The 13,393-nt window shown below is 60.5% G+C and carries 9 protein-coding genes and 1 pseudogene; 7 read left to right on the top strand and 3 right to left on the bottom strand.

Annotation, left to right across the window (positions count from 1 at the left end):
• Window positions 1-156, top strand: a pseudogene (locus Q0I65_RS05355) (IMP dehydrogenase); the annotation flags it as partial.
• A 177-nt stretch (window positions 157-333) separates the two neighbouring features.
• Here Q0I65_RS05355 and Q0I65_RS05350 read toward each other — a convergent pair.
• Both Q0I65_RS05350 and yihA read right to left on the bottom strand, forming a co-directional pair.
• A complete protein-coding gene (locus tag Q0I65_RS05350; protein ID WP_296060809.1) occupies window positions 334-1,560 on the bottom strand; it encodes a glycosyltransferase family 4 protein in 1,227 nt (408 codons plus the stop codon).
• A gap of 75 nt (window positions 1,561-1,635) precedes the next feature.
• A complete protein-coding gene (gene yihA, locus Q0I65_RS05345) occupies window positions 1,636-2,223 on the bottom strand; it encodes a ribosome biogenesis GTP-binding protein YihA/YsxC (RefSeq protein ID WP_296060808.1) in 588 nt (195 codons plus the stop codon).
• A 262-nt stretch (window positions 2,224-2,485) separates the two neighbouring features.
• Here yihA and Q0I65_RS05340 point away from each other — a divergent pair, with 262 nt between their 5' ends.
• The 5 genes from Q0I65_RS05340 (at window position 2,486) to Q0I65_RS05320 (ending at window position 8,726) form a co-directional block, all read left to right on the top strand.
• Window positions 2,486-3,271, top strand: coding sequence for a LytTR family DNA-binding domain-containing protein (locus Q0I65_RS05340; protein ID WP_296060806.1), 786 nt, complete (start codon window positions 2,486-2,488; stop codon window positions 3,269-3,271).
• Between the two features lie 190 nt (window positions 3,272-3,461).
• Window positions 3,462-4,268 carry a hypothetical protein gene (locus Q0I65_RS05335; RefSeq protein ID WP_296060804.1) on the top strand — a complete coding sequence of 269 codons (807 nt, stop codon included), beginning with the start codon at window positions 3,462-3,464 and terminating at the stop codon, window positions 4,266-4,268.
• 15 nt (window positions 4,269-4,283) lie between these two features.
• Window positions 4,284-5,276: an ATP-binding protein gene (locus Q0I65_RS05330; protein WP_296060818.1), complete on the top strand. Its 993-nt coding sequence runs from the start codon at window positions 4,284-4,286 to the stop codon at window positions 5,274-5,276.
• A 78-nt stretch (window positions 5,277-5,354) separates the two neighbouring features.
• On the top strand, window positions 5,355-7,910 hold the full coding sequence (leuS, locus tag Q0I65_RS05325) for a leucine--tRNA ligase (RefSeq protein ID WP_296060802.1): 2,556 nt from the start codon (window positions 5,355-5,357) through the stop codon (window positions 7,908-7,910).
• A gap of 159 nt (window positions 7,911-8,069) precedes the next feature.
• A complete protein-coding gene (locus Q0I65_RS05320; RefSeq protein ID WP_296060800.1) occupies window positions 8,070-8,726 on the top strand; it encodes an ElyC/SanA/YdcF family protein in 657 nt (218 codons plus the stop codon).
• A 57-nt stretch (window positions 8,727-8,783) separates the two neighbouring features.
• Here Q0I65_RS05320 and Q0I65_RS05315 read toward each other — a convergent pair whose 3' ends face one another.
• Window positions 8,784-10,514 (bottom strand): LuxR family transcriptional regulator, encoded by a 1,731-nt coding sequence (locus tag Q0I65_RS05315; RefSeq protein ID WP_296060797.1) that lies wholly within the window; start codon window positions 10,512-10,514, stop codon window positions 8,784-8,786.
• 411 nt (window positions 10,515-10,925) lie between these two features.
• Between Q0I65_RS05315 and Q0I65_RS05310 the strand changes: the two genes are divergently transcribed.
• Window positions 10,926-13,391, top strand: a complete 2,466-nt coding sequence (locus Q0I65_RS05310; protein WP_296060816.1) for a molybdopterin-dependent oxidoreductase — start codon at window positions 10,926-10,928, stop codon at window positions 13,389-13,391.
• Window positions 13,392-13,393: the final 2 nt, after the last annotated feature.

The following is a 13,393-nucleotide window of genomic DNA, read 5'->3' as shown; positions in this document are numbered from 1 at the left end:
ATCAAGTCGACCATGTGCAACTGCGGCGCGCTCACTATCCCCGAGTTCCAGGACAAGGCCAAGCTCACGGTGATCAGCTCCACGTCCATCGTCGAGGGCGGCGCGCACGACGTCCTTCTGAAGGACAAGGCTCCCTACGCTTCCAACATGAGGTAAGCGAGCATCATCGGGCCTTTGATCGGCGGAACAGGCTGCCGCGAGGGAGCCTGATACGCGGTCTTGACAAGATGGCGGATTGTCGGCGAGCCGGCGGTCCGCTGAGGCATAAAGAAAGCGACCTCCTGGTCGCTTTCTTTATGCCATGACACGAAAACGGTGCGTTTTGGCTCGCTGCTACGCGATGAGCTTCTCCGCGAGTCCTGCCCAGGTCACGCGCTCGATCCCTGCGAAATCGGCGGCACTCGGCGCAGGTGCCGCTGCAGCGGCGTCGAGCGCTTTCGCCAAACGTTGCTCGAAAGCGGGCAGGTCGTCCGCTACGGGCTCGTCGACGCTCTCCATGCGCGGGGGCTCGACATACCACACGGGCGCCGCGGGGATGTTCGCGGAAATCCACGGACGGATGCCGGGCAGGTCGGTCACCACGGCTTTGCATCCGCAGGCGAGCGCCTCGATCACCACGAGCGGCAAGCCCTCGAAAAACGACGGCAGCACGAACACGTCGGAGTTGCGATATATTCCGGCAAGCTGGTTTTGGTCGACCTTTCCTGGGAAGGCGAATCGATAGGGCGACGCATCGGCCTGCTCGCGCAGCTCGGCATATTCGCGCTCGTCGTTATAGCCTCCGATCAGGTTGAACGTAATATCGGGCGGTGCCGTTTCCAACAGTTTTGCGCAGCGGATGAGGCTTTCCACGCCCTTCTTCCGCCAAATCTTGCCGACGTAGAGGAAGCGGGTGGGCGTGCCCTCAACGTGAGGCGTGCGGCCTGTCGGGTTGAAGAGCTCATCATTGTATCCCGAGCCCACAACGCGCACGCGCTTCTCGGGTACGCCGTACATCTCCGCAATCTCGCGCTTCTGCGGTTCGTGCAGCGCGAAGATGCAGTCGAGTGCGCGCACGCCTTCGACGATGAACTCGCGTTCGAGCGAGTGCTTTCCCATCTGGCGCAAATCGGTGCTATGGCAGATGCCGCGCACGTTCGGGCACGTGAACCCCCGCGCCTCGGCAACCTCGCGCACACAGCGCACGGCGACGCCGCACGCCAGATACAGGTGGTGACAGAGCACCACGTCGGGGAACTTCTCCTCGCATGCTTCGCGAATCACCTGGTCGAAAGCGCGTTTGAACCACTCGCACATCTCGGGCGTCATGTCGCGATAGCGTGTCGCCTCGTATGGCATCTGGTCGCTCATGCCGCATACGGGGAAGGGTAGCTCGGGCGTGCGGAAGCGCACGGGATGGAAGGCGACGCCCTCGGGGAGGGTCACGTTGTCGGAAATGTCGATGCCGGCAACGAGCGTCACTTCGTGTCCCGCCGACGAAAATGCGCGCACTGTTTCGGCGACGTAGACGCCGCTTCCGGTGCTGTCGGGCTTTTGCGCAGTGATGACCAGGATTTTCATGCGGCGTTTCCTCCCAAAAGCGCGGCAACCCTCCGCGGTCGTCCGCTCACGTAATCTTTGTTGTGTCCTTGGTGACTAAGCTTCGGAGACGTAGGAATCGATCAGGCGTCGCAGCTCATCGATGCCTGTGCCGTTTGAGGAAGACGTTACCACGAAGGGGATATCCTTCGGCAAATCGAGCTTCTTGCGGATAGCAGACGCCTGTTTCCCTGCCGCTTGTTTCGAGAGCTTGTCAGCTTTCGTGAGGGCGATCGCGAAGGGAAAGTCGTTTTCCCAGAGGAACTTCGCCATGTGCATGTCGAGCGCCGAGGGATCGTGGCGGATGTCGACAAGCGACACAACCAAGGCGAAGCGTCGGTCTTGGTTGAAGTAGCCCTCGATCAGCTCCGACCAGCGGCCCTTCTCCGACTTCGCTACCTTTGCGTAGCCGTATCCGGGCAGGTCGACGAAATCGGTGCCGTCGACGTCGTAGAAGTTGATCGTGGCGGTCTTGCCTGGCGTTTGCGACACCTTGGCCAGGCCCTTTCGGTACATGAGCTTGTTCAAAAGGGATGATTTCCCCACGTTCGAGCGCCCGGCGAACGAGACTTCGGGGCGGGTCGACTCGGGAATCTGCGACGAGGTGCCGTAAGCTGCCTTGAACGATGCGATGTGATAATTCATGGGGATGCCTCTCTTTACGCGTATGCACTCATGGTATCAGAAAGCGGCCGCGCCTTGATCTCGCGACCCGACCGAGGGCTCTTCGGCGGCGTCCACAAAGCGAGTTCCGCAGCGCAGCGAGGACTGTTTGAGCGACTGGGCGTTGCCGAAGAGCCCCTCAAATTGTCCCCCTCATGCTTCTCGCGGCGGCGCGCCAAACTCGGACCTTTCGGGTATACTCGATATCATTCAGGGGAAAGCGAGCGAAAGTAGGTTTGCAAACATGCCTTCCTACACGGTTTGCATAGTCGAAGACAACGCAGAGTGCGCGGCGGCGCTCATCGACAGGGTTGCGGCTTCGCCTTTCTCGGAGGGTTTGATCATACACGAGATGGCTTCCCGCGCCGAACTCGAGTCCTTCGTCTCCGAAGGCCGCGCAATCGACATTCTCATCACCGATATCAACTTGGGGACTGACGCCGCAGACGGCATCTCCATGGTGCGTGACCTGTTTCCGGCGGGCTCGAAAACCCAGGTCATCTACGCAACTGGTTACATCGAGTACTGTACGCCCGTCTATGAAACGCAACACGTGTATTTCCTGGTTAAGCCCATCAGGCAAAGCGCCCTCGACGACGCCCTGAAAAAGGCGCAGGAGAATCTTGCGGGTCAAAATGTGCAGGATGGGCAGACCGAACAGGTGAGTCAGGGCGCGCGTGCCGATGTCCCCCCGAAATCGTTCCCCTGCGCGCTCACATTCAATGTGCGCGGTCGGACGATCGTAGTCGACGCCGACCGCATCGAGTATCTGGAAAGCGAGCGCCGCAAGCTGCGGTTGCACACCGACGGCGGTGTTATGGAAGTGTACTGCTCGCTCGCAGATGCTCAGGCCATGCTGCCCGAAGGATTCGTGCGGTGCCATAAGAGCTTCGTGGTGAATCTTGCCGACATTGTGGAAATCGGCAAAGACGACATTCTTGCGAAATCCGGCTCGCGCGTTCCTATGAGCCAGAAACGGCGCCACGAGGTGAAAGAGGCGCTGCTCGATTACCTGAAAGCGCGAGCATAGCAAAATGGAGGTTCTGGCATTTGGCATGACCTGGGAAAACATTATCGTCGAATTAGTAGGGGCTGTACCGATTCAGATCTTGTACGGCTACGCGATGACTCGACTTCTGGATATTCCGCGCCCAGCTCTCTTCATGACCGCATATTCGGTCTTCGCTTTAGTGGTTGACCCCCTCTCGTCGCGGTTTAGCATGCCTTTTTTCGCTATGGTGCAGATACTGCTCTGCGCGGCCCCTGCGCTTTTCGCACGCGATCGTCCATTGCATCGCGCGATTGTCGTCGCATCGTCGATCGTCGCTGCTATCATCGCTTACCTTGCATGCCTTCTCCTTTGGATGCTCGTTGTCGACGATCCTTTCAGCTACCAGGAGAAATACATGCGACTTGCCAGCTATGCGGTGGCGTCCGGCCTCCATCTGATTCTGCTCGATGTACTGTTCGTGATGCTTCGTCGCGCTCAAAGCCAATGGTTGACCCCCGAGGTGAAGCGGTATACTGGTGGGGGAACGAAGTATTTTATATGGTTTCCCCTGCTCCAAGTTCCCTTCTTGCTGATTGCGCTCATCGGGATAGGGACGGCCGCCGTGTGGAGTCCGCTGCTTGTTGTGAGTGTCCTGCTCATGGGCGTCTTCTTTCTCGTGTCCGACCTCGCCCTGTTCCGTGCAATCGACGATTTCGTGCTCGAACGGTTCGAAGCTCTGCGCATCGAGGCCCTCGAGCATCAGCTCAACGATGAGTTGCAGTTGTTCGACGATCTTTCCACCCTTCTCGAGAATTCCGCTCAACTCCGCCATGACCTGCGCAATCATCTGCAGATTATCGAGATGCTCGCCTCGCGTGGGGAATTCGACGCTGCCCGCGAGCATGTTCGCGACCTTCTAGGGGAAATCGAGAGCATGGACGCCCGAGATGCCTCGGTGGTCCTTCGCTCCAAGGCCGCCCTTTCTGCCGCATCGCCGCTTTGCGAACCCGCTGCATTGTCGAGCGATAGGGCGTAGGGTCAGGTGAAGGCTATGGACGTGCTCTTCGTGATATCCCTTTCGCTTACCGTCGCCGTGCTGGTCGCGATGACGGTGAAGGCCGCCATCCTGTGCCGCCGACTGACCCGCGCGTCGCCTCGCTACCTGTTGTCCTGCATGCTGTTCCCCGCAAGCCAGATCGTCTGCGTGGCGGGAATCGCGGCGTCGACGATGCTTCTCCACCTAGAGCCGACGATGCTTTTCTTGACGTTTGCGCTGGGTGTGGCCTGTATCCCGCTCGATTCGCTGCTGTTCACAGCGCTGGGGAAGGCCGAGTACGCGGACGCCCTCAGAGAAAAGGCACGCCTGCTCGAGGCTCAGATCGACGCCGAACGCATGGGCGCTCGTGGGCTTGTCTCCGTGGAAAACGAGGCGCGCGACATCCGCAGGAAGATCGCCGAGCAGCTCCACGAGCTCGATGCGCAGCTTTCCCGAGGAGAAGTCGCTTCAAGTGGACAGCGCGTGGACGAGATCATCGTGCTTGCGAGCAGGAAATCGCTGCGCGTGTGCGACCATGTCGCCCTCGATGCGCTGATGTCGCTCAAGATGCGGGAGTTCAAGGCGAAGGGCGTTAACATGGAGTGCTCGCTGAAGGTTCCTGCCGAGCTGTCGATTTCCAACTCCGAGCTGTGCGCCCTCGTGTCGAATATGCTCGACAACGCGCTCAACGCCTGTGAAGATGTTGATCGCGGCAAGCGCTTCGTGGTTTTCAGGGCTTCCGTCAAAGGCTCGTACCTTGTGCTCGATATGCGCAACAGCAAGTCGGCGTCGGAAGGGGACGAGGGTCGCGAGATGACGCGCCGCGGAATTCTCGACAGAATCCGGTTCGCCGAAGAGCAGACGAGCGGCGGCTCCCTCGCTGAGCACGGTTGGGGACTGTCCGTCATCGATACAATCGTGCAGCGCTACGACGGGGCGGTTTCCCTCGAACGCTCCAAGGGTGGGTTCCGCATGTCGGTAATGGTCGACCTAGCGGCGCAAACGTAGCCGGCGAGCGCTCTGGATGCGCTACAATATATAGTCGCGTTTTTACCCAGCGAGAATGAAAACGAGAAGGCAGCAACCATGAAAGCTTACAACCCGCATGAGATCGAACCGCGTTGGCAGAAGGCGTGGGACGAATCAGGTCTGAATACCGTTCGAGAAGACGAGTCGAAGCCCAAAAAGTATGTGCTCGAGATGTTCCCCTATCCTTCAGGCGACATCCACATGGGGCACGTGCGCAACTACACGATCGGCGACGTGATCGCCCGCTACTCGAAGATGCGCGGCTTCGACGTGCTTCATCCCATGGGCTGGGACGCTTTTGGTCTGCCGGCCGAGAACGCCGCCATCAAGCACCACAGCCACCCCGCAAAATGGACGTATGCGAACATCGAGACGCAGAAGGCGTCCTTCAAGCGCATGGGCCTGTCCTACGATTGGGACCGCACGGTCGTTGCGTGCGACCCCGAGTACTATCGTTGGGGCCAGTGGATCTTCCTGCAGTTCTGGAAGCGCGGGCTTGTCGAGCGCCGCGAGTCCCCGGTGAACTGGTGCCCCAACTGCAAGACTGTTCTCGCAAACGAGCAGGTCACGGAAGGTGAATGCTGGCGCTGCCACGGCGCTGTCGAGAAGCGCGACCTCACGCAGTGGTACTTCAAGATCACCGACTACGCGCAGGAGCTGCTCGATGACCTCGACCAGCTCGACGGCTGGCCCGAGCGCGTGAAGCAGATGCAGTCCAACTGGATCGGTCGTTCGGAAGGCGCCGAGGTCGACTTCGAGCTTCTTCCCGCCGAGGGCAAAGACGATGGCCAGACGATCACCGTGTTCACGACGCGTCCCGACACGCTCTTCGGATGCAGCTTCTTCCTGCTCGCTCCCGAGAGCAAGCTTGTGCCCGAGCTCGTCGCCGGCACCGAATACGAGGCCGAGGTCATGGCGCTCGTGGAGGCTGCCTCCAAGGTGAGCGCCGTCGAGCGCGCCCAGGGCGACCGCGAGAAGCACGGCGCGTTCACCGGCCGCTACGTCGTGAACCCCGTGAACGGCGAGAAGGTCCCCGTGTGGGTCGCCGACTACATCGTGGCCGACTATGGCACCGGCGCGGTCATGGCCGTCCCGTGCGGCGACCAGCGCGACTTCGAGTTCGCCCGCAAGTACGACCTGCCCATCATCCCCATCATCTTGGGCGAGGACGATGCGCTCTATCCGCAGCTCAAAGACGAGCAGAATCGCGTCGTCACCACGGTCGACTGGGAGAAATCCTACGAGGCCGAGGGTAAGCTCGTGCAGTCTGGCAAGTACACCGGCATGGTCGGCGGCAAGCATTCGCCCGCCGTCGACGCGATCATCGGCGACTTGGAGGCCGCGGGCAAGGGGAAAAAATCGGTGCAGTTCCGCCTGCGCGACTGGCTCATCTCCCGCCAGCGTTACTGGGGAAACCCCATTCCCGCCATCTACTGCGACACGTGCGGACTCGTGCCGGTTCCCGAAGAGGACCTGCCCGTCACGCTCCCGAAGGATATCGATCTTTCCGCAGGTGAGACGCTCGCCACGCATGAGGAGTTCGCGAAATGCACGTGCCCGAAGTGCGGTGGCCCTGCGCGCCGCGAGACGGACACGATGGACACGTTCACGTGCTCGAGCTGGTATTACCTGCGCTACACCGATCCGCACAACACCGAGTTGCCCTTCGCCCCCGAGAAGGCGAACCGCTGGATGCCCGTCGACCAGTATATCGGCGGCATCGAGCACGCGATTCTGCATCTGCTCTACAGCCGCTTCTTCACGAAGGTGCTGCGCGATATGGGCATGGTCGACTTCGACGAGCCTTTCAAGAACCTGCTGTGCCAGGGCATGGTGCTCGACGAGCACGGCGACGTCATGAGTAAGTCGAAGGGCAACGTGATTTCGCCCGAGGACATGATCGCAGGTTACGGCGCCGATGCCGTGCGTGCGTACATCCTGTTCATGGCCCCGCCCGACAAGGAGCTGCAGTGGAACGAGGACGGCCTTGCGGGCATGTACAAGTTCCTGAACCGCGTGTGGCGCATGGTCGGCGACTTGGCCGGCGTCGCGGGGGAAGACACGCTCTACCAGGAAGGCGGCAAGCTGACCGCCGCTGAAGCCGCGAAGGTGCTCGTGCGCGAGCGTCATCGCGTGTGCGGCAAGGTGGTCGAGGACTTCGACCGCAACAACTTCAACACCGCTATCGCTGCCATCATGGAGCTCGCGAACGCGACGGGCGATTTCCTGCATGCGGCATCCGCCGAGGAGCGCGCGGCAAACGCCGAGTTCAAGGCACTTTCGGCCGATATCGCCGAGGTGCTCGTGAAGCTGCTCTCGCCGATCTGCCCGCATTGGTCCGAGGAGCTGTGGCACACGGTGCTCGGCCATGAGGGCAGCGTGCACGTCGAGCCGTGGCCTGAGTTCGACCCCGAGAAGGCGAAGGCCGACGAGGTGGAGCTCGCGGTGCAGGTGAACGGCAAGGTGAAGGCGAAGATTACGGTCGCTGCCGACGCCGCGGAGGAAGACGTGAAGGCCCAGGCGCTCGAAGCTGTCTCCCAGGCCATCGAGGGCAAGGACGTGAAGAAGGTCGTCGTCGTCAAGGGACGTTTGGTGAACATCGTCGCGAAATAAACCTCAAAAGAGGATTGTCGCGTTACAATCGTTTCGTTGACAAGCTCCGCTGATCACTTGCTAGGCGGCGGATCGAATGGGAAATCGGGGGTCGGCAGTTTCAGCTGCCGACCCTTCTTTGTCCTCTCGCAGTTTGGAAGGCATCGAAGTGATAGCTGCATGATTAAGGCGTTGTTGAAAATACTGTGCACCTGCATTGCCGCCGTGGCGATCGTCGTCGGCGCGACGAATGCGCTGGTGGTCCTCACGACGAAAGACGATATCGTGAGCGTCGACGAGGCCTCGGGTTATCAGGCCGATGCGATCGTCGTGCTCGGCGCGTCGGTGTTCGCCGATGGCACGCCGTCGACGATTCTGCAGGACCGCCTCGATTGCGGCATCGCGCTCTACAAGGCGGGGGCCGCGCCCAAGATCATCATGTCGGGCGACAACAGCACCGAGCACTACAACGAGTGCGCGGCAATGAAGCACTATGCGATTTCGCAAGGCGTGCCTTCCGAGGACATCTTCTGCGACCACGCGGGTTTTTCCACCTACGAGAGTATGTATCGCGCGAAAAATGTGTTCGGCTGCTCGCGTGTTGTGGTCGCCACGCAGACCTACCATCTCTACCGCGCGCTTTACTCGGCGCACGCCCTGGGAGTCGATGCGATCGGCGTGGCGAGCGACTATCGCAGCTACGGCAAGCAGACCTGGTACGATGTGCGTGAGATTCCTGCGCGCACGAAGGATTTCTTCAAGGCGCTCTTTGATGTGCCCTCGACGTATGTGGGCGAGCCGATCCCGCTCGACCAATCGGGTGACGTCACGGGGTAGGTGCGGCTGGCTGCTGAAGACGGCTGCAAACGGCGACTTTGGGAAAGCTGCGCGCGCTTATAGTTCGACGGCCTTGAGCATGTCGATGAGCTCCTGCTTCTTGTGCACGTCGAGTTTCGCGTAGATGCGCTTGCTGTGCGTGCGGATGGTGTTTTCCGACACGATGAGCTCCTCGGCGGTGCGCGCGACGGTGTACCCGCGTGCGATGTACTCCATGACCTCCGTCTCGCGCGCGCTCAGGCGGTATTGCTCGCGAAGGACCTGCGCCTGCTTGGAGAGGCGGTCGGTCAGCTCGAAGTCGCCTTCGAAATTGTGCCTGCCGCGTCCGCGCGGGGCGTCTGCCTGCAAAGCGGGGCTGCCGCTACGCCTCCTTCCATCAGGTTGACCGCTGTCTCGCCCGTCCACTTCCCTCTCGTTGCGCATGGGTTCAGCCACGGTCGCGGGCTTCTCTGGGAAGTCGGTCGGAGGCTCGGCAGGGAAATCGCCCTCAAGTGCGCTCGCAGCGCCGGTTTCGTGCTCGCCTTCTGCAGGCAATTGGCTGGCGGTGCTCCTCGTCACGCGCGTGGGAGGGCGACCGTCGAGCATGATAAGCTCGATGTTCTCGGCGGACGGGTCGTGTCGAAGGACCCGCCTGAAGCCACCTTGGCCGATGAAGAACATGAACCCCAGAAGGTACAGCGACATGAGCGCGGTCGTTGCCAAAGGGTCGATGCCCAAAATGCGCACTTGATCGGAGAAGGTACCCGCAAGAAACCCCACGTCATGCAAGGTATACACGATGCCGCCGAAGAAGCCGTAGATAAAGACCGGGTTGATGCCGCGGTCGCGCGAGGCCTGAGCGCATTGGATCATCATGAGCATGATGACCACGCTGTAGACCGCGTAGAGGATCGCGGCCTGCCATCGGGCGTATTCAAGCGATGAGAAGGGCAGAAGCAGAAACGACGTGATCACGAAGGGGAACGCCACACGGTAGAGCCCGACGACGTTGAACCGCACGCTCTTCACCTTCCACAGCGCGAGCATGGTGATGGCGCCGACGAACGAAGCGGCCATCGAAAGCATGTTCACGAGCGACCCGACTTGGGGCTCGCCGATTGCGAGCGCGCGCATGATGCCGGTGCAGAAGCCGATGGCGCCGACGCAGAGGGCGCTCCGCCAGTAGTCGCGAATCACGGCGCGATACACCGCCGCGTTCTCGTGCGGCACGTCTTCGAACATCGGCTGGTCAAGGTTTATCTCGCGGCTTTTCAACACGATGGCCAGGCCGAACAACGGCATGAAGATCAACGGGATGAGAAACGCGGTCACCGCATGGGGAATAGCGTAGAGCCCGAAGTACATGATGGCGCCGTACGCCGTTCCTCGGATGAGGTCGAGGTTTCCGCGGTCGGAGTCAGAGCTTGCGAACAGGCGCTGCCACAGCATGTAGAAGCCGGCCGACCCGAGTCCCAAAAACGCACCACCAACGACGACGAGCGGAAGTGAGGCTCGGTCGAAGTAAATCGCGGCGATAAGGCAGCACCACCCCAGAAGGTAGGGGATGCAGGCAAGCTTCACGAGAAACCGGCGCGTCGGCCCTGGCAGGAAGTACACGCCCACGGCACTCGCGAAGTAGCACAGCGAGAACACGAGCGACTGGGCGAGGAAGAACCAGAAGATGATTTCCGGCGTTTGGAAATCCAAGGGAAGGAACGGGAACACGCCGCCCCAAACACCCGCGGCATTGATCGCCAGGAAGAGCGCATATCCCAGCGAGGCCACGTTCGGGCGTGCAAGATATGTCAACGCGGTTCTGGCCACGTTCCTCCTCGGGTCACTCCGCTGTTGTCATTCTGGTGCAGGGACGTATGTCGATGGCGCTGCGAGTTGCTTCAGTATAGCAATCGCGACGGAAACATCGGGCCGCAATGGCTGCAAAACTATTCTTACATGAGACGAAGTTGTCACATAGTGCAGTCACATGCAAGCGCGTGACCTGCGATAATTTACAATTCGCACGTTTTATGTGACACGAGGGGCGGCGAAAGAAGATATTGTGTTCCGTGTCGAGGCGCGTTCTTATGACGAGACTTTACAGCGAGAGAACGAGAGGACGCGTGCGGGAGTGGGGCGGGAGCCACGCCCGCGACACGAAGCGAGCGCGCGGCTCGCTCTTTCTCAGGGGAAGCGATAGGAAGGGAGAATGAAATGCCAAACATGAACGTAAACCGTCGCACGTTCGTCAAGACTGCGGGTGCCCTCGGTGCCCTGGCGGCCGTCGGCGGAACCGCGGCGACGGGCTCTCTGTTCGAGCCGACAACGCCGGCTTTCGCCGAGGCGCCCGATGAGATCCACTGGTCTCAGTGCAACGTGAACTGCGGTGGAAACTGCATCTTCCAGTGGCACTCCAAGGACGGCAAAATCCAGTACATGGAAACCGACAACCTCGGGAGCACGGACCTGCAGGCTCGCGCCTGCCTGAGAGGTCGTGCCATGCGCCGCTGGCTGAACAGCCCCGATCGCCTGATGTACCCCATGAAGCGAGTCGGCAAGCGCGGTGAGGGCAAGTTCGAGCGAATCAGCTGGGACGAGGCCATCGACATCATCGTGGAGAAGCTGAAAACGACCATCGACAAATACGGCAACGAGGCAATCTATATCAACTACGCAACGGGAATGTACAGCGCGACGGGTCGCGTGCCTATCCAGCGCCTCATGTCCCTGCTCGGCGGCTACGTGAACCAGGGTTACGACTACTCCACCCATATGCTTCAGGCAGTTATGCCCTACATGTACGGCAGCGCGAGCAACATCGCCGACCCGAAAACAGGCCTCCACAAAACGTTGGGGAAGAAGGCAACCAAGTTCAGTCCGTATGACAATGTGAACGCAAGCTCCTTCTCCGAGGCCGAGTCGCATTCCGACCTCGTGGTCATGTTCGGCAACAGTCCTGCTGAGACGCGTATGGGTGGCGCGAACGCCGTTTGGGACTACGCCCTCATGCGCGAAGCCGTTCTCGGCCGTGGCGGGAAAATCGTCAACATCGACTTCCGCCTGAACGAATCCTCTTCGGGCCATCCCGACGAGTGGCTCCCCATTCGCCCAGGCACCGACGCTGCTCTCGCGTCGGCCATCGCGTACGAGTGGATTAAGGGCGACAAGATCGACAAGGAATTCCTCGACAAGTACTGCGTCGGCTACGATGACGATACGATGCCCGAGTCTGCAAAGGGCCAGAACAAGTCCTACAAGGACTACATCATGGGCACCGGTTACGACAAAGTCGAGAAGACTCCCGAATGGGCGGCGCCGATTACCCAGATTCCGGCAAGCAAGATCCGCGAACTTGCCGACATGATTGCCTCGGCAAAAGCCCCGTTCATCTGCCAGGGATGGGGATCTCAGCGCCATACCAACGGCGAGGACACCACGCGTGCTATCTGCATGCTTCCTATTCTAATCGGGAAAATCGGCCTGCCCGGAACCAACACCGGCCAGCGCGAAGCGGAGCCCCCGACCTATCTGGTGGGCAGTATTCCCTTCACGAATCCGATCAAGACGACGCTCCCCGTGTACCAGTGGGTCAACGCGATCGACCATGGCCACAAGATGACCGCGACGAACGCTGGAATTATGGGCGCTGAAAAACTCGGCAGCGACCTTAAATTCATCTGGAACTACGCGGGGAACTGCCTGACAAACCAGCATGGCGACATCAACTACACCCACGAGATCCTCTCCGATGAGAGCAAGTGCGAGTTCATCTTGGTGTGGGATACCGTCATGACCGACTCTGCGAAGTATGCCGACCTGCTTCTGCCCGACGCGATGCGCTCCGAGCAGATGAACTTGCAGACGCAGGGCTACTCCGAGTATTACACCGCTGTCGTTGTCGGAACCCCAGCGCAAGAGCCGCCGGGAGAGTGCCGCAGCAACTACGATGTGTGCGCCGACATCGCCGAGCGCTTCGGGCTTCGGGAAGAGTTCACCGAGGGTCGCACGCACGACGACTGGGTCGAGTACCTGTACAAGAAGGGTGCCCAAGCTGACGACAAGATGCCGAGCTGGGAGCAGATTAAGGAGCAGGGCGTCTATAAGCGTGCGCTCGAGCCGGCGATCGGCCTTAAGAGCTTCCGCGACGACCCGGATGAGCACCCCCTGGCGACGCCGTCGGGCAAGATCGAGATCTACTCGGAAACGCTTGCGAACCTGAACGATACTTGGGAACTCGCCGAGGATGAAGTCATCAATCCGATTCCGGTCTTTTCTGAAGGCTTCCATGGCTACGGAAGCGTGACCAGCGAGTTCCCGCTCTACTGCTCGGGATTCCACCACAAGAGCCGCACCCATAGCTCGTTCGGTTTCATCGAGGAGCTCGAGAAGGTTGCGCGCCAGCAGCTGTGGATCAACCCCGCTGACGCGGAGCCGCGCAACATCATGGACGGCGACATGCTTGCCGTTAAGAGCCCCGTTGGCGAAATTCGCATCGAGGCGAAGGTCACCCCGCGCATCGTCCCCGGCACTGTCGGCATCCCGCAAGGCGCGTGGCACAAGGCGGACATGTTCGGCGACAAGATCGACACGGGCGGATGCGTGAACACGTTGACCGCCTACAAACCGTCGCCCCTTGCGAAGGGCAACGGAACTGCTCACTCGATGATCGTTCAGGTTTCGAAGGCGTAAGG

The sequence above is a fragment of the uncultured Ellagibacter sp. genome, assembly GCF_934643285.1.
Taxonomy (GTDB): domain Bacteria; phylum Actinomycetota; class Coriobacteriia; order Coriobacteriales; family Eggerthellaceae; genus Ellagibacter.
This window is presented reverse-complemented; position numbering and strand designations above follow the sequence as displayed.